At 49.6% G+C, this 20230-nt stretch carries 18 protein-coding genes, 1 tRNA gene and 1 pseudogene; 4 read left to right on the plus strand and 16 right to left on the minus strand.

All coding sequences use genetic code 11. From position 1 onward, the window contains the following. Positions 1 to 116: 116 nt before the first annotated feature. From ruvC to BLQ17_RS17960, 4 genes are all read right to left on the minus strand, one after another. Positions 117 to 599: a crossover junction endodeoxyribonuclease RuvC gene (gene ruvC, locus BLQ17_RS17945; protein WP_092225375.1), complete on the minus strand. Its 483-nt coding sequence runs from the start codon at positions 597 to 599 to the stop codon at positions 117 to 119. A 17-nt stretch (positions 600 to 616) separates the two neighbouring features. After that, complete coding sequence (locus BLQ17_RS17950; RefSeq protein ID WP_092225377.1) at positions 617 to 1366, minus strand: YebC/PmpR family DNA-binding transcriptional regulator; 750 nt, start codon at positions 1364 to 1366, stop codon at positions 617 to 619. 70 nt (positions 1367 to 1436) lie between these two features. After that, entirely contained in the window at positions 1437 to 2045 is a 609-nt protein-coding gene (locus BLQ17_RS17955; RefSeq protein WP_092225379.1) for an SAM-dependent methyltransferase, read from the minus strand. Between the two features lie 53 nt (positions 2046 to 2098). Next, positions 2099 to 3589, minus strand: a complete 1491-nt coding sequence (locus tag BLQ17_RS17960) for an HD domain-containing protein (protein WP_092225381.1) — start codon at positions 3587 to 3589, stop codon at positions 2099 to 2101. A gap of 173 nt (positions 3590 to 3762) precedes the next feature. Between BLQ17_RS17960 and BLQ17_RS17965 the strand changes: the two genes are divergently transcribed. Continuing rightward, positions 3763 to 4731, plus strand: a complete 969-nt coding sequence (locus tag BLQ17_RS17965) for a tRNA-dihydrouridine synthase family protein (protein ID WP_092225383.1) — start codon at positions 3763 to 3765, stop codon at positions 4729 to 4731. Positions 4732 to 4768: 37 nt separating this feature from the next. Here the strand turns inward: BLQ17_RS17965 and BLQ17_RS17970 are convergent, their stop codons facing one another. Both BLQ17_RS17970 and recN read right to left on the minus strand, forming a co-directional pair. Next, entirely contained in the window at positions 4769 to 5815 is a 1047-nt protein-coding gene (locus BLQ17_RS17970) for a DUF814 domain-containing protein (protein WP_092225385.1), read from the minus strand. Further along, positions 5812 to 7506 (minus strand): DNA repair protein RecN, encoded by a 1695-nt coding sequence (gene recN / locus BLQ17_RS17975; RefSeq protein ID WP_092225387.1) that lies wholly within the window; start codon positions 7504 to 7506, stop codon positions 5812 to 5814. Before recN ends, BLQ17_RS17970 begins: the two co-directional genes overlap by 4 nt. Positions 7507 to 7657: 151 nt before the next feature. Between recN and BLQ17_RS17980 the strand changes: the two genes are divergently transcribed. Beyond that, positions 7658 to 8161 (plus strand): metal-dependent transcriptional regulator, encoded by a 504-nt coding sequence (locus BLQ17_RS17980; RefSeq protein WP_092225389.1) that lies wholly within the window; start codon positions 7658 to 7660, stop codon positions 8159 to 8161. 15 nt (positions 8162 to 8176) lie between these two features. Here the strand turns inward: BLQ17_RS17980 and BLQ17_RS23450 are convergent. Continuing rightward, positions 8177 to 8359 (minus strand): annotated as a pseudogene (locus BLQ17_RS23450) (SelT/SelW/SelH family protein); the annotation flags it as partial. 427 nt (positions 8360 to 8786) lie between these two features. Between BLQ17_RS23450 and BLQ17_RS17990 the strand changes: the two are divergent. After that, a complete protein-coding gene (locus BLQ17_RS17990; protein ID WP_281180559.1) occupies positions 8787 to 10007 on the plus strand; it encodes a deoxyguanosinetriphosphate triphosphohydrolase family protein in 1221 nt (406 codons plus the stop codon). Positions 10008 to 10107: 100 nt separating this feature from the next. Here the strand turns inward: BLQ17_RS17990 and BLQ17_RS17995 are convergent, their stop codons facing one another. From BLQ17_RS17995 to BLQ17_RS18020, 6 genes are all read right to left on the minus strand, one after another. Then, positions 10108 to 10764 (minus strand): GntR family transcriptional regulator, encoded by a 657-nt coding sequence (locus BLQ17_RS17995; RefSeq protein ID WP_092225393.1) that lies wholly within the window; start codon positions 10762 to 10764, stop codon positions 10108 to 10110. A gap of 685 nt (positions 10765 to 11449) precedes the next feature. Beyond that, positions 11450 to 11725 (minus strand): DUF6506 family protein, encoded by a 276-nt coding sequence (locus tag BLQ17_RS18000; RefSeq protein WP_092225395.1) that lies wholly within the window; start codon positions 11723 to 11725, stop codon positions 11450 to 11452. A 212-nt stretch (positions 11726 to 11937) separates the two neighbouring features. Beyond that, positions 11938 to 13476 carry a CoA-acylating methylmalonate-semialdehyde dehydrogenase gene (mmsA, locus tag BLQ17_RS18005; RefSeq protein WP_092225397.1) on the minus strand — a complete coding sequence of 513 codons (1539 nt, stop codon included), beginning with the start codon at positions 13474 to 13476 and terminating at the stop codon, positions 11938 to 11940. 313 nt (positions 13477 to 13789) lie between these two features. Next, positions 13790 to 14842, minus strand: a complete 1053-nt coding sequence (locus BLQ17_RS18010) for a TRAP transporter substrate-binding protein (protein ID WP_092225399.1) — start codon at positions 14840 to 14842, stop codon at positions 13790 to 13792. A gap of 120 nt (positions 14843 to 14962) precedes the next feature. Beyond that, a complete protein-coding gene (locus BLQ17_RS18015) occupies positions 14963 to 15481 on the minus strand; it encodes a TRAP transporter small permease subunit (RefSeq protein WP_092225401.1) in 519 nt (172 codons plus the stop codon). Positions 15482 to 15534: 53 nt separating this feature from the next. Continuing rightward, positions 15535 to 16845, minus strand: a complete 1311-nt coding sequence (locus BLQ17_RS18020) for a TRAP transporter large permease (RefSeq protein ID WP_092225403.1) — start codon at positions 16843 to 16845, stop codon at positions 15535 to 15537. A gap of 863 nt (positions 16846 to 17708) precedes the next feature. Here BLQ17_RS18020 and BLQ17_RS18025 point away from each other — a divergent pair. Next, positions 17709 to 17785 (plus strand) — tRNA-Arg (locus tag BLQ17_RS18025). Positions 17786 to 18144: 359 nt separating this feature from the next. On the opposite strand, the gene BLQ17_RS18030 is transcribed toward BLQ17_RS18025, so the two are convergent. From BLQ17_RS18030 to BLQ17_RS18040, 3 genes are all read right to left on the minus strand, one after another. Beyond that, positions 18145 to 18951 carry a S1 family peptidase gene (locus BLQ17_RS18030; RefSeq protein ID WP_092225405.1) on the minus strand — a complete coding sequence of 269 codons (807 nt, stop codon included), beginning with the start codon at positions 18949 to 18951 and terminating at the stop codon, positions 18145 to 18147. Between the two features lie 442 nt (positions 18952 to 19393). Beyond that, entirely contained in the window at positions 19394 to 19888 is a 495-nt protein-coding gene (locus tag BLQ17_RS18035) for a hypothetical protein (protein WP_092225407.1), read from the minus strand. A gap of 4 nt (positions 19889 to 19892) precedes the next feature. After that, the coding region (locus tag BLQ17_RS18040) for a hypothetical protein (protein WP_218121837.1) at positions 19893 to 20230 on the minus strand (338 nt) is incomplete at its 5' end.

A 20230-nucleotide genomic window follows, 5' to 3' on the forward strand; every position in this document is an offset into this window, starting at 1 on the left:
TGCCCGGTCATACCATCTTTATTTAAACAGTAGAGGCAATATATGACAATGTCATCGTTTGTACAACGACAAGCGCACAATTGATGGCGATTCTTCCTGATGACCGGACAGGTTCTTTATCTCAGGGCCAGCCGGTATTGATTGGCATGACATATGGCAACGGCAAGGGCATCGGCGGCATCGGTGCTGGGCGATCCTGAAAGAGAGAGTAAAACCCGCACCATGTGCTGCACCTGGCTCTTTTCAGCCTGTCCGTAACCGGCGACAGCCTGCTTGACCAGGCGCGGACTGTAGTCGCACACCAGCAGACCGTTCTGCATTGCAGCAACCACCGCAGCCCCCCTTGCGTGACCGAGTTTCAGTGCCGATCTGGGATTCGTTGCCATAAACAGATCCTCAACGGCGGCAACCACCGGGCCATGGGTCTGAATCGCTTCGTTTATCCCTTCAAAAATTTCATTGAGCCGGTGGGAGAAAGGATGGCGGGGGTTGGTCTTGACAACCCCGCATGCAACGAATTTCAAACTGCCCGGCGCCGCATCTATTATCCCGTATCCGGTGATCCTGCTTCCCGGATCGATCCCTATAATTCTCTCCACGGCTCTACAGCCTCGAATTACGACAACTGTTCCATCAACTCATCATCAATGTCGAAGTTTGCATAGACATTCTGGACGTCATCGTGATCTTCCAGATTTTCCATGAGCTTGAGCAGGGATTTTGCGACCTTCTCATCAGCGACCTCAACCGTATTCTGGGGAATCATGGAAACCGAGGCGTCTACGAATTTCACGCCTTTCTCCTCCAGTGCTCCGCGAACATCCTCAAAGTCCTCGACAGATGTCAGAATCTGGTATTCAGACTCCTCCTCGACCACATCGTCGGCACCCGCTTCAAGAGCCATATCCATTATTTCGTCTTCAGATATGGTCTCTTTATCTACGAGGATCAGACCTTTCTTGTCAAACATCCAGTTGACACAGCCTGATTCCCCGAGATTTCCGTTACTTTTGGCAAAATAATGACGTACATCGGCAACGGTTCTGTTACGGTTGTCGGTCAGACATTCCACCAGAACAGCGACACCGCCCGGTCCGTATCCTTCGTAGAGGATTTCATCATACACCTCACCCGCTATTTCGCCGGTACCTTTTTTAATCGCCCTGGTAATATTGTCCTTGGGCATATTTTCGCTTTTAGCTGCGGCGATTGCTGTCCTGAGCCGCGGGTTGCCTTCCGGATCGCCGCCGCCGGAACGGGCCGCAACGGTGATTTCCTTGATCAGGCGGGTAAAAATTTTCCCGCGCTTGGCGTCGATGGCACCTTTTTTCCTCTTAATTGTTGACCACTTGGAATGTCCTGACATATTACACCTGTTAACACTGTTGGTTCATCTTGATTTTAGCTGCTTTTTGTTCGGGAAATGCGAACTCTGTCTAATCAATCACATGTTTTTTAAATTCCATTCCCAGGACAAAAACTTCTCTACTCTCGACCCTTGAACTCTTGGGCTTGAGTACCTTCGCCATTACAAATTTTTTCTTCACTTCTTCAACAAAATCGGGAAAATCCTCTCCCTGGAACACTTTACAGAGATAGTGCCCCTTATTGAGCAGCAACTCCTCGGCCAGCATCAGAGTCTGCCGGACAAGAATCAGCGATTTCTGCGCATCGGCCCATCTGTTGCCGGTGGTTTTCGGCGCGAGATCGGATATCAACACCTTGAAAGCCGGGCGATATTTTCGCACCGCACCAATAAGCTCCGGCTCCATAATATCCTGGGTCAGCCAGTGAATAGGTGCGGAATCGGGTCGTGGGCTACGATCCGCCTGCTGCAGGTCCACCCCCACCACTATCCCCTTGGGCCCGACGACCTCCGCGGCGAACAGGGACCAGCTCCCGGGATAACACCCGAGATCAAGGACACTGTCACCCCGACGAAGGAATTTGTACTTCTGCTGCACCTCTTCAAGCTTGTAAACTGACCGGGCAGGATATTTGTTCTTTTTGGCCTTTTTTGAATAGTAGTCGTTTATTTTACGCACGTTTTAGTCCATTTGTATATCTTTGACAAGGCGAAACCGGCGCACCCACCTTCTCAACTGCGTCCGGCCGGCCTCAGGTCTCTTTTTCCGAGGAATTTTTCGACCCATTCAACGGCCGTACCCCGGTCAATGACCTTTCCTTCCACTTGAGCCACTTCCAGCTCACCTAGAATTACCGCAAAATCCGGACCGGGTTCAAGTCCAAAAAGTTCAATCAGATCTTTTCCGTTGAGCAGTTTCGGGCCCTGCAGTACCGGCTTTATGCTTTCGCGATAGGTTTTCTGCACCCGCTGGAACAAGGCGACCAGCTGCTGTTCCATCCCTGCCGGTTTTTTGGCTCCGCTGCTGGCGAGGCTGTCGGCCATGGCCAAAGCAAAAAGACCGCCAAGATCATCTTTGGCCCGCCTGCAAAGCTTGAGGACCGCGCGCCGGGACAGGCCGTTTTGGCTCCGGACGTTGCAGAGATGGAACGGGTGCATATGCATTTCTATCAATGAGCCGACGGTTCGCATATCCCTGTTGCTCCAGCGATACTTGGTGGCGAAACGAAAAAAAAGCTCTCTTCCCTCCTCGTCGTGACGATAGAAGGTAACACGTCCGCCCATATCCCTGCGAACCGCCCGGGTAACGGGCTTGCCGACGTCATGCAGCAGCGCCGCCCATTTAAGATTACGCTTGTTCGTCTGCGAGGATAAGTACCCGGTGATCATGCTGTTGTCGTGGGGAAAAAAACGGTCGGGATCACCAACTATTTTCTCCATCATCTGCAGGGTGAGCAGGCAGTGGCCGAACACGTCAAGATGGTGAAATTCCGGTTGTTCCACACCCTTTGCCGCATAAAGTTCAGGAATGAGCAGATCCAGCAGCCTGTCTTCATCCATCAGCACCACCGTTTCCGACGTACGGTCTGACTCGAACACCTGCCTGAGTTCGTACTCAACTCTTTCACGCGCAACCCGGGCAATCAGGCCGGCATCCCTTTTTATCGCGTCACGAGTTCCTCCAGACAGCATAAATCCGTGTTTTGCATATAGACGGTAACCACGGAGCATCCGTATCGGATCGGCAGCGAAGGCGCCTGGCAGGTGGTTCAGGATTTTCCGGTGGAGATCACCGAGGCCGCCGGTCGGATCGATCAGTTCGGAGACACAATACCGGTTACGATTCTCCAGCTTCAACCCGATAGCGTTGACGGTATAGTCCCGCAACCGCAGATCCTGCTCGATGGTTGCCGCCTGTTCCCTGAATGAGGAGATATCCACCTGTTTTTTTCGCCAGACGACCCTTGCCGCATCGTCGTCTGGTCCGGAGATATCGACTATGGTACCGCCCCCGAGCTCTGTTACCAGCTCCCGTGCCCAGCTCATCGACGCCTTGGCGACGGTGACGTCCAGATCCTGAGGGGACCTGCCGGTCAGAATATCGCGCAGGGTTCCTCCTGCCGCGTAGACGGCCTCTGCCCGTCTGGTGCCGACACGGTAAAGCGCTGCTGCGGCATCATCGAGGCAGTTGAGGATTACTCTGTCTTCTCTATCACCAGTCATAAGTACGTCAGGTTGTTTAATCAACGTTGCCAATCGGCTCGGTTGTTGCTATCTTCGGCGGTACTTTCCGCATAACCGGAGCTGGCCCGTCAGGTTTTGGGTAAAACCGCATTGCCGCTCCCGTGCTTAATGGCTCATGCACCAATTTCAGACCTGTATTTGGCATATCGCAAATGATCCCGACAAACAACCCCGAACCGTTCATTTATCTGGCGCCGATCAAAGGAATTACCGATGCGCTCTTTCGCACCATCCTGCTGCGTCACTTCGGAGGCTTCAGCGGCCTGATGGCCCCGTTTATCAACCCCCAGAACAGTTTTCTTCTTGAAAACAGGCTCCTCAAGGACGTTCTTCCCGAAAACAATCCGGCCGCCTGCAATCTCGTCCCCCAGCTGCTCCATACGACACCGGAACCGTTCATCACCCTGGCCAACCGGCTGGCCGATTTAGGCTTCACCCATGTCAACTGGAACCTGGGTTGCCCTGCGCCGATGGTCGCCAAAAAACAAAGAGGCTCGGGAATGCTTCCCCATACGGATCTTATCCTCGGTTTTCTCGACGCCGTCCTGCCAAAAATCAGAACGGAACTGTCAATCAAAACACGGTTAGGTTTTGCAAGCAAAACTGAGATCGCCACCCTGCTTCCGTTGATCGATCACTACCCTTTAAAAGAGATAATTATCCACCCCAGATTAGGCAAACAATTATACAGAGGCACCACGGACATCGACGGCTTTGCCATGTGTCTCGAACTCTCCCGCCACTCCCTTGTATACAACGGCGATATCGTCGATGCACCATCTTTTGCCGCCCTCGCCAACCGTTTTCCCTCGATCGGCAGATGGATGCTTGGGCGTGGAGTACTGGCCAATCCGATGCTTGCCGAAGAGCTTACAGGAGTAAAAGCAACGGTTGAGTCTGATAAAATATTCCGCCTGATGCAGTTCCACCAGGAGTTGTTTCAGAAGTACCGGCAACTGTTATCGGGCCCGGGCCATCTTCTGGGCCGGATGAAACTTATATGGTCTTACCTGATTCTGTCTTTTCCCGGCCAGCAGAAACAGCTCAAAAAAATACAGAAATGCAACACTATCGCTCACTATCTCCAGATTGTCGACGACATTTTCAGGAACAATCACTGACCAGCCGCAACGCTGCAGGCTGCATCCATTTTTGTTGCTACTGCAGCACCCATTTCCTGAACTGCTCCCCCCCAATGGGGCGAGCAACAATTTTTCGTTTTACTCCTTCGAGCCTGAGGGTCACTTCCCTTGAGGAAGCGCCTTCCGGCAGCTTCCTGCCGTAACGGACCACCAGCGAGGCGGCCAGTTGCAGATCACATTCCAGCTGTTGCCGGTCGCCATACCCGGCGGCCTTTTTCAGGACCGCAGCAGGGCCCGGCCAATCTTCCATAAGCAACAGCGCGTCCTGGTCGCCGGCCAGTCTTTCAAGACGATCGTTCTCCTTTTCATCCCGTCCGAGAACCAGCCACCCTCCCTTTGGCAGCATCAATTGCCGGCCGACAAGCAGAATCCGGATGTCGGCAACATTTATCTGCGCTCCGTCAAGAACGGATTCGCCCAGATAGAGCTGCTTGATCCTTCTGCTCAGGATCGGATCGGCAAGGATGCACCCACCTGCCGGAGAGGGATAATCGGTGATCCCGAACCGTTTGGCAAGGGCGATCTGGGCCGATCGCCCGCGACCGCTCATCCGCAGCAGTTTGCTCCGGTCGACCCACCCCCTGATCTCCGGTTCGGTCTCGCTCATCAGCTGGGCACAGAGCGGCCGAAGCAACAGGTTCCTGGTGCCGGAATCACGCTCGATAACATTCATGGTGTCACGGCGCTGAGACATCGGCCGCTGCCCCAGCACCTCCCCGGATACAAGAAAATGGGCGTTTCGTTCTGCCAGCAGCTCCTTGGCTCTTTTGAACATCATTATCTTGCAATCGATACAGGGGTTGAAGTTTTTGCCGAATCCGTGATCGGGATGATGGAGCATATCGAGATAGCCAGGGGAAATATCCTCGACATATACCGTTATGCCGTATTTTTCCTTCATCCGACTTTTGTGGGAAGCAAGGTCTTCCAGGATATCGTAATTAAAAAACGGTGTGACGAACTGCACCGCTTCAACCTCTATCTCCTGCTCCATGATCAGCCTGGTGGCCAGAATCGAATCAAGACCGCCGGAAAAGAGCGAAAGGGCCTTTACCTTTTTCACGCGTGTATACTCCTCTTGCTGTTGGCCAACAGCTCTTTGGCCCAGGCCTCGGTCTGCTCCGTGGCAGAGTCGCCGGCAAGCATCCTGACCAGTTCGGCTATCCGCATCTCGTTACTCAGTTTTTCAACCGTAGTCTGGGTTCGCCCGTTGCTCACCCGCTTCACCACCTGAAAGTGGAGCAGGCCGCGAGCGGCTATCTGGGGAAGATGGGTGATGCAGAACACCTGGTGATGTCCCGCCAATTCCTGGATTTTTCTCGCTACCGCCTCGGCCGCCTCGCCCCCTATCCCGGCATCCACCTCATCGAATATCACCGTTTCCACCATGTCTTTTTTGGCAAGAAGGCATTTCATGGCAAGCATCAGGCGTGACAACTCTCCGCCTGAGGCAATTTTGGCAAGAGGCCTTGGCGATTCACCCTGATTTGCCGAGAAAAAGAACTCCACCCTGTCCCACCCGTTTTCCCTGAGGCTGCCGGGACTCTGGTCAACAGCTTCCCGGTGCACCACGAAACGCGGTTTATCAAAGGCAAGAGAGACAAGCTCTTTTTCCATATCGGCCATCAGTCTGTCTCCCGTCCTGCGGCGCTGCATGGAGAGTTCCGCCGCCAGAGACATGACTTCTTTTTCAAAAGTGGCAACCTCACCCTCCAGTGCGGCAATCTCTTTATCCATATTTTCAAGCTGCCGCAACTCCTTTTCACCCTCCTCGGCAAAAAGGATAACATCGCCAAGGGTCGGGCCGTACTTTCTTTTAAACTGGGAAAGCAGGTCCAGTCGCTCGTTAATCTGATCCAGACGGTACGGGTCGCTTTCCAGGCTGTCTTTGTAAGCCCGTATGGAATTGATATGATCCTCGGCGAGAAACGTATAGTTGCTTATATCCTCTGACAGTTGCGCTGCACCTGCATCAAGCGTTGCAATCTGGCTGGTGTTTTGCCGAAGCCTGACAAGACCGTCCATCAGCTCATGGGACAGCAGCATATAACTATCCTGGCTGAGCGCCATAAGGGTCTGGGAGTTTTTCAACCTCTTCTTTTCCGCCGCCAGTAACTCGTCCTCACCGGCTTCGGGTGCAGCCTCCCTGATCTCACGGACCTGATAATCAAGAAAATCCCGCCGCTGTTCTTTCTCCTGTTCCCTCTGCCGCATCCCTTTAAGCTGTTGCTGTTTTATTCTCCATTGGTCGAACTTTTTTTTAAGCTTGAGGCGCCCTGGCCAATGTTCCCCCACGGTGTCCAGAAAATCCAGATGCTGCTGAGTTTGCAGAAGCTTCTGCTGATCATGCTGGCCGGCCATATTGAGTAGATCCGAGGATATTTCCGCAACCATTCTGGCCGTCGCCAGAGAACCGTTCACATAAAACCGGCTTCGCCCGGAAGAGCTCAGGATTCGTCTGATTATGATGGTCTTGTCCTCACCATATCCGCCATCGCGAAGTTTCTCCATCAGGCTGCGATGATCCCTGTTCACCTCGAACAACGCTTCTATCTCGCAGCACTCTTCTCCGCTGCGCACCCAGCCGGCTGAAGCCCGCCGACCGGAAAGCAGGTCTATTGCCCGGAGCATAATCGATTTACCGGCCCCGGTTTCACCGGTCATTACCACCAGCCCGTCTATTTCCTGGTGGTCAAAAGTCAGATCCAGAGTTTCTATCAGGGCAAGATTTTTCACTCGTAATTCGCAAAGCATCGGCTTCCATTCACATCTGATTTTAAGCGCATCCTTGACTCTGAGCCAAAAGGGCTGTAATTTACTTGGGTTTTCTATTGGCGAACACCATTTCCGACACTGAGCGTCGTTTCTGTTCGTCTTCAAACCTTATAATGCACAAGCTCCCGTCATGAAAGAAAAAACAGATCTCAGTGCAAGCCTTGAAGACTACATTGAGGCCATCTATCATATCATCGAAGAGAAACTGGTCGCCAGGAGTAAAGAGATCTCGGCAAGACTCAACGTCAGCCGGGCTTCAGTCACCGAAGCCCTCAGGGCCCTGTCCAAGAAAGGTCTCATCAACTACGCTCCATATGAAGCGATTACCCTTACCCCGGAAGGGAAGGAAGTCGCTGAAGACGTTATTTTCCGCCATGAAGCGCTCAAACGTTTTTTCATTGAAGTTCTAGCCATTGATGAACCGGTTGCCGAAGAAGGCGCCTGCAAGGTGGAACATGCCGCCCCGCCGGAGATCATCGCCCGCATGATCAAGTTTACCGAATTCATGGGGTTTTGTCCCAGGGCAGGACAGGAGATGATCGAAGGTTTTGCCGACTATTGCCGCCACGGCAAAAAAAGCGACAGCTGCGAGAGCTGTGTTTCCCAGTGCGTTGACCGGCAACAGGACACCTGAGCTGTATAGCGAAGATCAGGACCCGTGTTTTTCGATCAAGTGCGCCACTTCCCCTTCTTCCGGGAATCTCGACAACTTCTTTTTGGAAAAAACAAGATCCCCGTCGACCTCGACCTCGAAAACACCTCCGGAAGACGGGAGCAGGTCAACAACGACCCCAAATTGTTCGGCAAGCTGGTCCCCCAGACTGGAGGCCCTTGGCTTATAGTTTCACTTCTGGCAATATTCAATCGATATCTTCATCTGTCATTCATCCTGTCTCTTTCGTATCACAACGGACGGCGGTGCCGGTTTTCAGGCCTGGGTGAGCCAGCTACAAGTTCATCACTAGCAGGACTCGTTTTTTACAGGCTGAACTGTAGTCATTTTCTTTTTGCTAAGCAACATGAACTTGCCGCAAGCTCATCCGTTTGCCCTACAGGGCGCAAAAGATTATGGTACAGTTTTTTTTCAGCACCACTTTTTTTCTTTCAATCCACCGTATGCGACTTATTTCCCTGGTATTTCCATGCAGCCTGTCAAAAAGGTATATCCGACCGCTTGTCGGCACCCCGGTTAGGTGTTATTTTTTTGTCATGACTATGTTCTTGATTTAGAACTGTTACAACCGAATGCCAAGCATAAGATGATGCCACCAATCAACAGTGAACAAAATCTGATGGAGATGCTCAACTCTCTTAACAGGGAAGAAGAGCATCGCCTTTCCCGTATCGCCACGAAATCAGCAGACGGGATCAGGAGAAACCGCGAACAGACTGCAGCCTACCGTCAACAGTTCGCATTGGACGCCGACCGTATCCTCCATTCCCGCGCCTACATGCGCTACATTGACAAAACCCAGGTTTTCTCGCTGGTCAAAAACGATCATATCACCCACCGGGTACTCCATGTGCAGCTGGTGGCGAGAATCGCCAGGACCATAGGGAGGTTTTTGCGTCTTAACGAAGACCTGATCGAAGCCATAGCCCTGGGACATGATATCGGCCATCCGCCTTTCGGTCATGACGGCGAATCCTTTCTTGCCGAGATCTGCCGTGACCATGGCCTGCCGCCGTTTCAGCATAACATCCAGTCGGTTCGCTTTCTTGATCAACTTGAACGCAAAGGCAGAGGGTGGAATCTCACCCTCCAGGTTCTCGACGGAATTCTCTGCCATGACGGTGAGACGCATGCAAAAAATCTGACGCTCCAGCCGATTGCTTCCTTTGCGATGCTTGACAGGAAATTGAAGAAGAAATCACTCTCGCCCGCCCATAACCTGCTTCCGGCAACCCCTGAAGGATGCGTGGTGCGATTAGCCGACACCATCGCCTACATCGGCAAAGATATCGAAGACGCAATAATACTAGGCCTTATCACCAGAAACGACCTGCCGACCGCCTGTACTGAACTGCTTGGCTCAACCAACGGCACTATCGTCTACAACCTGGTGACCGACATCATTTCCCGAAACAGTGCGGAAAACACCCCCTCTGGCTCAGATTATTCCATCGGTTTTTCAAAGGACATTGCGGACGCGTTGAAGGAGTTAAAGGTTTTCAACTACCAACGCATCTACCTGGCACCTGAGACCAAGGAGTTAAGCCCCATGATCGGGGAATGTTACCGGAGCCTTTTCAACCACTATCTGGAAATGTTGCAGAAGAGTCCCGAAACTCTAGGAACCAATGTCGACCTGATGACAGATATATCACCGCTTCTAGAAGAAGGCTACAGCGACGAGGAAAAAGTGCGGGATTTCATTGCCGGAATGACAGACAATTTTTTCATCAGGGAAGCCGCAGCAATCGGCTGCAGGGTACCACCCCTGAGGCAGGCAGTCTTTTTCGGCAGACAGATGTCGTAATAATCACCCGCCTTCCCGGAAAAAAAGACTAAAAACCATGTAACGGTTACACGGAATATGATCCGCATAACATAGCGGTTTTCATCCTGGAATTTTTTTCTCAGGAGATAATTTTAAAGGAATCAGGTGGATCAAACTGCCAGTGAACATCGCGCATGTAATCCGCTGCCGCAATCGCATTACCGGCTTCCACCAGCTTGACAAACTCACGGTGCTGCTCCAGGTTGTTATTATTCCACTGCCTGCCAAAATCTCTTCGCGGAAAATCATAGAGCTGCATTTTCAGATTGTTGACGTATTTGATCATCCGCTCATTACTCGACAACCCCAGGAAGGCGTCGTGAAATTTGACATTGAGGATATTATGCCTGGCAATGTCGCCTGCAGCAAGCGCAGCCTCAATACCATCGTTACACTCCTTCATTCTGGCAACCCTGGTCTCGTCAAGTTTATCAAACACTGACAGAATTATCCTTGACTCGATTCCTCCCAGGATTTCATAAATATCCCTCACATCGTCCAGGGTAAAAACGTTTATCTTAACTCCCCGCTGTGGTTGGATAGTGACGAATCCCTGCTCCTGAAGCAGGAGCAGCGCCTCCCTGAGCGGGGTGCGGCTCACCCCCAGTTCTTTTATCATTTTATTAACGCTTATCGAGGCCCCTGGTTCCAGCTTTCCGATCCGCATCTGCGTCTGCAGGTAGTCATAAACCTGTACCCTCAGAAGATAACTTCCGGGACGACTTTCATTCATCATTTTGTACTCCACTCATAAAGTAAGCAGGTGGTCCCCACGATTAACCGGTTCACCCCCCTGGCGGGTCCTGCACAGCTTTTTTTATTGCCACCAGCTGGCCGACCTGAGAGGAGATGCATTTTTACTGTTTACCCTGGCTGTAGCCCGAAACGTCAACAACACGATCGTACAGATTTCAGCCATCACATATTCCTCCTCACCAGGAATATCAAATACGGGATATGCGCTTCTTACACAGCCCGCTCATGCGCAACTTGCAACCAGTTGATATTTCTTTCGTTTCTCCATAACTATGTACAAAACCACTGGTTACCAGGAGAACGACGGGATCACAACCATCTTCAACAGTAATCGCACCAGTTCCGAACTCAGTCACACTATCTGCCGGGCAGGGATACCGCGCAAAGACCTCTCTTGCCGGATGTTGCCTACACAACTACATGAGAAGATTGTTTTTTGCCAGGAAAAAAACAATTTCAGCAACTTACAAATCGCCGTACAACGACGCTGAAAGTGTTGAGCAACAAGGATTCTCCGGCCCGATATCGTATCTGTTCAAAAAAATGCAGCACCCTGCATGAAGCACGGGGTTATGCCCACCAAATCAGCCTTTACAAGCAATGTATCAGATGACCTGGTGGACAAACGATTCTCATCTTTAAGACGGGTCTACAAGTTGGCTCAACTATTGTTTAACTATGAATTCACCGATATACCCAACTTTTGCAGCACCATCTATGGCGCTTGATATAAGCCGGGCATCATCTGCCTTAAACCCACTGCAAAGCTCAAGCAAGGTCACTCCTTTCTCCACCAGTTGCCTGGCTGCCTCACAAGCCTCGTCAACAGACCCTACCCCGACGATATTTGACTTAAACTGTGGCGACTCTAGGGATTGGCTGTTTTGCCCAAGACTGTACCCTGGTGCTTTAATTATAAAACCGTACTGAAACTGTGCCATACTGTATCCTCCATGCCCTGATCTTCTATATAGGTGCGCTGGTTGCCTGATATGACCGGCCAACACCCCTCATCTTTTCCATATTCTGCAACTAACCAAAGACATGGACCGTATCCTCCGGTCCATGTCTTGTCTGGATTTTATCTACCTGAACAACGAAACGAAGTTGTCAATAACCAGTAATGTAATGAGATTTCAAGATGTTTCCCTGATTACTGGGCAACACAGCTCCGTACCGACTTGTCTGTGTCCTTATTCTCTCTCTTGTCCGCAACCCCGGCAGGAGGAGCAACCCGCACTGTTGCGATCTTGTTCTGGGTAAAGAAATCTATTCCGTCTTTGCCCTGTACCTTGTCGGTACCGAGGTGGGAATCCTTAATACCGCCAAAAGGCAGATATGGATGGGGGGCACAGACACCGACGTTGACCCCGACCATGCCGGCATCAGCTTCGGAAATGAACTTCTCCGTATAGTACTGATTTTGTGTGAAAATACACGCACCGTTGCCGAACTTCTGCTCTCTTATGAGCTGCAGGGCATCATCGATATCTCGTATTTTCATGATCGAGACCACCGGTCCGAAAATCTCTTCCTTGGCAATGGTTCTGCAGGGAGTCACATCGGTAAAGACAGTGGGCCCGACAAAGTACCCATTTTTATTGTTGTCAGGTAATTCGGGATTACGGCCGTCGAGCACCAGTTTTGACCCTTCCTCGATACCTATCTTGATATAGTTTTCTATACTTGCCTTCGCCTTTGCGGAAATTACCGGTCCCATATATATATCCGGATCCATGGCGTCACCAACGGTAACCTTTTTCGATGCTTCCACGACACGCTCGATCAGTTCGTCATAAATCTCCGGAACTGCAGCAACTATAGAACCTGCAAGACAACGCTGCCCGGCCGAGCCGTAGCATGAATGGATGAAGTTTTCAATAAAGAGGTCCCAGTTGACATCTTCCATCGCCACCAGATAATTCTTTGCCCCGCCAAGCAACATGCTCCGCTTACCGCCCCGACCGCATGCTTCCGCCATTTTTTTCGCAGTAGGCGTCGAGCCCACCAGACAGACCCCGCTCATCTTGGGATGTTCATACCAGGTGCCTGGAATCGAGCGGTTACCGTGAACAATGTTGATAACACCTTTCGGCAGTCCGATCTCGTTGAAGAGATCACCCATTTTCTGCATAAAAAGCGGAGACTGGGTTGAAGGCTTGAAGATAAATGTATTTCCTACTCCGATGGCGTAGGGAATAAACCAGCCGAAAACCAGCGCCGGGAAATTAAACGGTGCCACTCCGCCAAAAACCCCCAGCGGCTGCTTCACCACCCTGCCGTTGATGTTTTTGGCTATTCCGTCAAGGGTCTCTCCCTGGATCAGGGTAGGTATAGAACAGGCGGCTTCGATTATTTCAATAACCCTCCTGACCTCCCCCCTCGCCTCACTGATATGTTTTGCCTGATCAATCGCGATGGAGACGGCAAGCTCCTCCTGGTTATCGACCATGGCCTGGCGCATGCTGAAAAGATACCCCATACGCTTGCTCAGGGAGAGTGCTCTCCACTCCTTGTAAGCCTCATAGGAAGAGTCAACAGCTGCCAGCGATGTCTCTTCTGAAGAAAGCGGAACTTCGCCAATAGCCTCCCCTGTGGAAGGGTTGTAAAGCGGAACATACTCTACACCGGTTTCCTCTATCCATTCGCCATTTATAAAATTTTTAATCCTGGTAAATTTCTGCTCACTCATAGCATCGACTCCTCTTTACGTTGTTCAGTAAATTCTGTGTCATCCACAGTCAACTAACTGTTCTTTTGCGAGTCACCTTGATGAACCGATGACTCTTGCCTTCTGATATACTAATATATTAGTATACAGCGCTGTTGTCAACACTTTTTTTTGATTTAGCCCGGAGTTCTGCAAAGATAATAGTTCCGGCCTTCTTACAAGAGATTTTTAATGATACCAACCATAAATAAAAAAAGGTTCGTTTCCCTGCTGCAGCAGGGAAACGAACCTTTCTCATACGCTAAAAAAAAATCAGCCTTTGCTGAAGCCATTTTTACATCTGATCCATATCCGTCAGGAATTCTTTCCAGAGTTCAACACCCTTGGCGCAACCTTCAGATTTTGCAGCGACCTTCGGCCACACATCGCTGATAACTTTTTCACGAATTCTCTTTACCTCTTCAGCAGGAAGAGTGATGACTTCGCCGCCAGCTTTTTTGAGCACATCAAGAGCGTGCTTAACACCTTGCGCGTGCAGCCGGCTCGTTTCAAAGTAGGTCGGCATGAAAATGTCGTCAATGCGATCCCGCTGCCACTGGGTCAGTTCGTTCCAGCGGTCAAGATTAATATAGATCTCCTGATGCTGGGCAGGACACCACCCTGGCATAATCGCGTATTTGACGATTTCCTGGAAAGCCATGTCGTCAATGCCGCCTGTATCCCAATAGGTTCCGTCTACAGTACCAAGCTTGATGGCAGTATAGATATCACCCGCGTTCATCGATACAGGTGCACCGCCCATGGCCTCGTGAAAAAGCGCCTGGGGAGCACCGGCTCTCATTTTCTTGCCTTTGAAATCTTCCATCTTGTGTACCGGGAAAGTGGTGAAGGCAGCATTGGGTCCCTGGCAGCTCCAGCCGGCCCAGTGCAGGTTGCGGTCATGAGCCGCCTTTTGCACAATGTCACCGATGCGGTATTTGGGATCGCCCCACATGGCTACCCACGCGTCCTGGTAATTTTGTGCTCCCATTGCCATACCAAATGCCAGCATACCTTCCGGCATATCACCGCCGTATACGGTGGCCCACCCCGCGTAGCCGTCTATCATTCCGGCAGCCGTGGCTCCGAAGGCTTCAGAACCTGCGGTAATGGCTCCCGCTGGCTCCAACTGAATCTTGACCGTACCCTGGGTGGCTTCCTCAACCGCCTTGATCCATGGCACCAGGCCACTCCCCCATCCTGCGTCAGATGAGTCGAAACAGGGCTGGAATACCCACTTTGTCACTTTCTTGGGAGGACCGTAATCCGCACCAGCCATTACCATTCCGGGTAACGAAATGGCAATTATAGACAACATGGTTATCCAGCCAATCACATTTTTCTTCATTAAATCCTCCTCCTGTTTTGTTATTTGTCTGTTAAACAACCTCGACTGCGGAATCCAGCTATTTCTATTCCTTGCAAAAAGAAATAATCCTTAACCGGATCGGAATACCGTACATAAACGTCATTGTTCCTCACCGTTTTTCGGCGACATGACGATGAGAATATCGTTGACAAGTTTTTTTATTACCACCAGCAATACCAGCACGCCAGCGATGGGAATTATAGTTTTGATCGGGTAGATCGGGATCGGTACCCCCGTAGGAGTAACCTGTTTAAGCTTTATCGACAGCATCGCCGCCTGATATCCTTTCCAGACCAAGACCCCTACAAAAAGAAACGTGTAGACCACGGTAATAATGTCGCAGATGGCTTTTTTCCGTTCAGAGAAACGGGCATAAAATAGGTCGAGTTTGACAAAGGAGTTATGGTTCAGCGCATAAGCACCGCCAAAGCAGGCCATGAGGACCATCGCCGCCTGGATCGTTGTTCCTATCCACAGGGAAGGAGCATTCAGCACATATCTTAGGAAAACATCGGTCACGCCGAAAATCATACAGTAGAGAACCAGAATCCAACCGATTTTCCCCATAATCTCCATTAAGACATCAATGACTTTTTCTATCATTTTCCATGTTTGCATATCGCAGCTCCATTAAGGTGTCACGTATTTATGAAATTTTCCGTACCTGCTTTTCAGCGCATCATATTCGGCAACCAAACAGCTATCTGCGGGAAAATAAAGACCAAAGTCAAACCAAGTACCTGCAACGCAATAAACGGTCCGACGGATTTATAGACGTCACCCATGGTCACGTCTGAGGGTAGGATGGACTTTATCCAGAACAGTACAAAACCAAAAGGCGGAGTCAGGTAGGCAATCTGGATGTTGACGATAAAGAGAACGCCAAACCACAGCTTGTCAATTCCAAGCTCGTTGATTATCGGTATGTACAACGGGGTACAAAGCATAATGATCGCCCAGTCATCCATCACCATTCCCAGTATCAGGATGATGACCATCATCATCACCAGAATACCGTTTTGACCTCCTGGCATACCGAGAACCATTGAGGTTACCAGTTCCTGGCATCCCAGGGAGTTGAAGATATTGAGATAAACATTGGCGCCAATCAGAATCCACAGACCCATCCCGGAGAGTTTGAGAGTAGTCTCCAGAGAATCCCGCAAAACCTGCCAGGTCAACTTCCGGTATATCAGGTTGATGACACACGCACCGGTCGCACCGAAAGCCGCTGCCTCAGCCGGAGTTGCAACACCACCCCAGATAGCACCGAGCACAACAAGGATGAGTATCAGAAACGGCCAGATGTTGACCACCGCCCGGACCTTTTCCGCAACGGAAAACTTCTCGTCAGGTGGAATGGCAGGTCCCATATGGGGCTGCAGTTTACAGCGTATCCCTATATAGATAATATAAAAGGAAGCCAGCATCAGACCGGGAAGCACCCCGCCCAGGAAGAGACCTCCAATCGACACTTTTGCAAGCAGACCGTAAAAGATAAATGGAACACTTGGCGGGATAAGCGCTCCCAGGGCACCACCGGCACCGATCGAGCCGATTGCTATTGCCCGCTTGTATTTGTATTTCATCATCGATGGGTAGGCAATCTGGCCCATGGTGATAGTAGCAGGAGGAGTGATCCCGGTGATGGCCGCAAAAATAGTGCAAACCATGACCGTTCCCATTGCCAGACCACCGTGAATATGCCCAATGAGCTTATAAACGGCATCATAGGCGGCTTCGGCTATACCTGAGAACCGGATCAGACTTCCCATAAACAGGAAGAGCGGAACCGTTACCAGGACATGATTCCAGGGGGTGTAGTAAAAAGCACTGGGAATGGCAAGAAGAGATCTGGGCTCAAATATGAAAGCGAAGAGGACGGCGGTTCCTCCAAGTCCCAGAGCCACTGGCAAACCAAGAAACAAGCCGACAAACAGACAGGCAAAATACAAAAAGGTAATAAGTTCAATACTCATCATTTCTCCTTTTCTTACTCCATCGATGATTACAGGGGAGGGTCAGGCCTCATACTTCTTTTCAAGAGTCGTAGCGTTAGATCTCCTTTACTATCTCCTGAGGGGAGCAGTACCAAGCAGGTCAACCTGCTGGCATTTGCAAAACCGATCTCGCTGCTCAACGGTTTTTTGCTCTGCTCAACGTTCAGATGTCCGGATGCAGCTTTTTGGGCCAGCGCACTCCCAGTATCTGAGTAATATATTAGTATACTAGTAAAGCTTTACATGTCAAACAATTTTTACGTATATGTTCCCCAGACAAGACGTGAGACTCCCTGTTTCAGGTGTCGAGCCAAGACCTCTCCCTACGGACCACCATACAACGCAACCAAAACCACTATAAAGTCAGCACATTACCAGCATCCAGTCTACAATCACCTTGTCATCACCTAGATCCCGATATACATCCCTACTCCTGCTGGCAATGGAGCAGGATAAAACCCTAAAATTCGAGGATCAAAACCAGTGTATCATAATCCATAATCAAAAGGAAATTGCTATTCATCACCACAACGTGGCCCTTATATTTGGCTTTTGTTCCAGACAAGCCTCCCAGGCGCATTGGCCGCCCGCCAGCTGTTGTCTCCCAACTTTCATCAAGAAAAAACAAGAGATCGATCCATAAATCGAGACCGAAATGATCATTCTTAGCCTAAACGGACGCCACCGCCACGCCCCCAACCAACCCGCTCTTCCGGTTCTTGTCTAACTACTATTTCTTCAGAGCAGTTAACCTTAAAAGTTGACCCTGTGCTTTCGGTGTGGTATCAAGTGGTTCACGACAGAAGCAATCACTACCTGCCGATAATGATTTTGCAACTCAAAATGCACCCGTAGCTCAGCTGGATAGAGCACCGGACTTCGAATCCGGGTGTCGGGGGTTCGAATCCCTCCGGGTGTACCAATAAAATCAACGTAAGCCACTTTTTCCTTAAATAGGAAAATCTACAGAAATCTACATATCAGCCTTTCCGCATTTTTTCAGATAATTCTTTAGCCCGATTACCAACTTGTCTTGCCCAACGGGATTTGAGCATTTCATCGGCTGTAAGGTCGAATTTTTTTGCACACCAGAGGATTCTTGCCTTTGTTTCTGAATAAATCGGCCAGAATCCTGAGAGAATAGCCAATTAGCGCTCTCGGAGATGGGTTAACGACATCGGAAAAAAAGGAATAGATACGACCAAGCTGCTGTGGCCGAACCCTTTAATAAACAAAAGCCCTTCCCATATAAACGCCGATGCAGGAAGGGCTTTTGCAAAACTACGGTAAATAGGGGTAAACGAAATCCAAAACATCTTGTCTGTCCATACGAAAAACACCGCCAGTACCAACACAATTATTATTTAGGCCGAATGAAGTCACCCCGGCAACAATATTGGTATCTCCTAAGAAGTTAGGACCACCAGAGTCACCAAAGCACGTCCCACCTGTTGCGTGGTTGTTTGACAGCATCAAAGAATAATCACCCGTAAGACCCGGGACATTGATCTGAACAAGATATGGATAAGCGACCATACGTACTTTTTCGGATTCAACAAATACCGGGTTGATTCGTTGTAGTCCATAACCAACAGCAGTAAAAGAAGTATCCTGCAAACCACGCTTTGTTTTGAGTGCGTCAAGTTGATCGACCTCAGGAAGAACGCCATATGCACTAAGTTCAATGGGTGCTCCGAGAAGTACGACACCGACATCGTGTTCGACATATGATTCCATGGCGAACTCAGGATGTGTTGCCCAAGAAACTGCTTCTACAGTATTCGGTCCAGAAAGTGGATAGTTATTGGTACCGTTTTCAACGTCTGATTCCGTAAAAACCCTCATACCAGTAAATTCGGCGCCGGGCTCATTATAAGTGCAATGTCCGGCAGTTAAAAGAACTCTTGGCGACAACAAAGTCCCGGTACACCGATATGCCGGCGAACCTCCAACATCCATCACTAACAAAACGACCATGGGATGGCCGTCTCCGTCCAGTTCATTGATTTCGGTTATGCCAAATGCAATGCAACTGCCCCAAATGAGCAGCAGCATTGATAGAATAACTATTTTTATATTTTTCAACATGGTTCCCCCATATAAACAAAATTGTTTTTTGTGTAATCCATGACGAAAAAGGACTTAGCAACTAGAATTTAAGAATTTTATTGATAATTATGGCAAGCCTCCCAAAGAAAACAGAAATTTCTTTGGGAGGTGCTAGGCACAATTTGAGAATTTTCCTCATCTTATCGTCACCTATTTAGCGATTGAAGGATAAAAAAAACGCTCTAAGCCCGATGATTTTATACTTGAAGTTTATGTGAGCTAGAAAGAAGGTGTCAAGGTAACATCATGGTGATTCTTCTTTTTCTAAAATTTTTGAATTAATTTAAACGATTGCGGCCTATCTGCTACTGCGGATTTCATTTAATTTTGGGCGACTTCACGATAACTAACCGACACTAAGACCTATTCGGCGAGTAACTGCAGTTTACAGGGATTTTCCGTCTTTGCTTCAACCTGAAGTTTAGTGGTAATCAAATATATTATTACCAGTCGCACCAAGCACCAAGACATGGTAATTCTCAAGAAATTGCGCCGTAGTACCTTTCCTTGGATTTCTATTAAAGTGTTTATCCCAATACTCAGCAAGACCAACAATATTGTGAGCCTCCGGAAAAGGATCCTTTATGCGCCTATAATGCAGCCTGGCCATGGCAGTTGAATACACTGGGTCATACTGAAGACGATTAAGGTCAGGACTATCGACCGATGTTATTTGTTTCGTAAGTTTTAATTTTTCTGGCCTATATTTCAGGTATGAGTCATAAATATCAATCAAGGTAGCCGGTTCCATCTGATAGATCCCAAGGGCCGGGCCACCAATCTGATGTGTCCAGCGCCCTAACGCTGACTCATGGGCGACAGTTCCGAGCAAAAGTTCTTCAGCAGCTTGAGACCACATACCCATTTCATCAATGACAGTTCTGATTATTTGACGCAGTTTTTCCGGATCGTACATAAAATTATAGCCCCATCGCCTTTTTTACTTTTACAGCTACCCCAGCAAAAAATACCGTTATAAAACCACCGACACCGATAACCAACACCGTTTTCACGATGGTATTTCCCGACATTTTCATAAATTCGTTAAAGTGTCGATGAGACTCGATAACCTCTTTTAATTCAGAGACCTCGATATCTTCAAATCGACAATCCCTCTCCTCACTCTGCCTATCATAAAGCGCCTGTACTATCGCGGAGATATCTTCATCTGACAGTTTTCGCGGCATTAGTAATTTCTCCCGACACCCAAATACGCACCGATCCTCACACCAATCAGTCCGGCAATAGTGCGCCACAG

This window comes from Desulforhopalus singaporensis (genome assembly GCF_900104445.1).
In the GTDB taxonomy this organism is placed as follows: Bacteria; Desulfobacterota; Desulfobulbia; order Desulfobulbales; family Desulfocapsaceae; genus Desulforhopalus_A; species Desulforhopalus_A singaporensis.

Coding starts and splice junctions, on each gene's coding strand:
- BLQ17_RS17950 (WP_092225377.1), bottom strand. CDS start 1,366: ATGTCAGGACATTCCAAGTGGTCAACAATTAAGAGGAAAAAAGGTGCC.
- BLQ17_RS17960 (WP_092225381.1), bottom strand. CDS start 3,589: ATGACTGGTGATAGAGAAGACAGAGTAATCCTCAACTGCCTCGATGAT.
- BLQ17_RS17965 (WP_092225383.1), top strand. CDS start 3,763: ATGATCCCGACAAACAACCCCGAACCGTTCATTTATCTGGCGCCGATC.
- recN (WP_092225387.1), bottom strand. CDS start 7,506: ATGCTTTGCGAATTACGAGTGAAAAATCTTGCCCTGATAGAAACTCTG.
- BLQ17_RS17980 (WP_092225389.1), top strand. CDS start 7,658: ATGAAAGAAAAAACAGATCTCAGTGCAAGCCTTGAAGACTACATTGAG.
- BLQ17_RS17990 (WP_281180559.1), top strand. CDS start 8,787: ATGATGCCACCAATCAACAGTGAACAAAATCTGATGGAGATGCTCAAC.
- BLQ17_RS17995 (WP_092225393.1), bottom strand. CDS start 10,764: ATGATGAATGAAAGTCGTCCCGGAAGTTATCTTCTGAGGGTACAGGTT.
- BLQ17_RS18000 (WP_092225395.1), bottom strand. CDS start 11,725: ATGGCACAGTTTCAGTACGGTTTTATAATTAAAGCACCAGGGTACAGT.
- mmsA (WP_092225397.1), bottom strand. CDS start 13,476: ATGAGTGAGCAGAAATTTACCAGGATTAAAAATTTTATAAATGGCGAA.
- BLQ17_RS18010 (WP_092225399.1), bottom strand. CDS start 14,842: ATGAAGAAAAATGTGATTGGCTGGATAACCATGTTGTCTATAATTGCC.
- BLQ17_RS18015 (WP_092225401.1), bottom strand. CDS start 15,481: ATGCAAACATGGAAAATGATAGAAAAAGTCATTGATGTCTTAATGGAG.
- BLQ17_RS18020 (WP_092225403.1), bottom strand. CDS start 16,845: ATGATGAGTATTGAACTTATTACCTTTTTGTATTTTGCCTGTCTGTTT.
- BLQ17_RS18030 (WP_092225405.1), bottom strand. CDS start 18,951: ATGTTGAAAAATATAAAAATAGTTATTCTATCAATGCTGCTGCTCATT.
- BLQ17_RS18035 (WP_092225407.1), bottom strand. CDS start 19,888: ATGTACGATCCGGAAAAACTGCGTCAAATAATCAGAACTGTCATTGAT.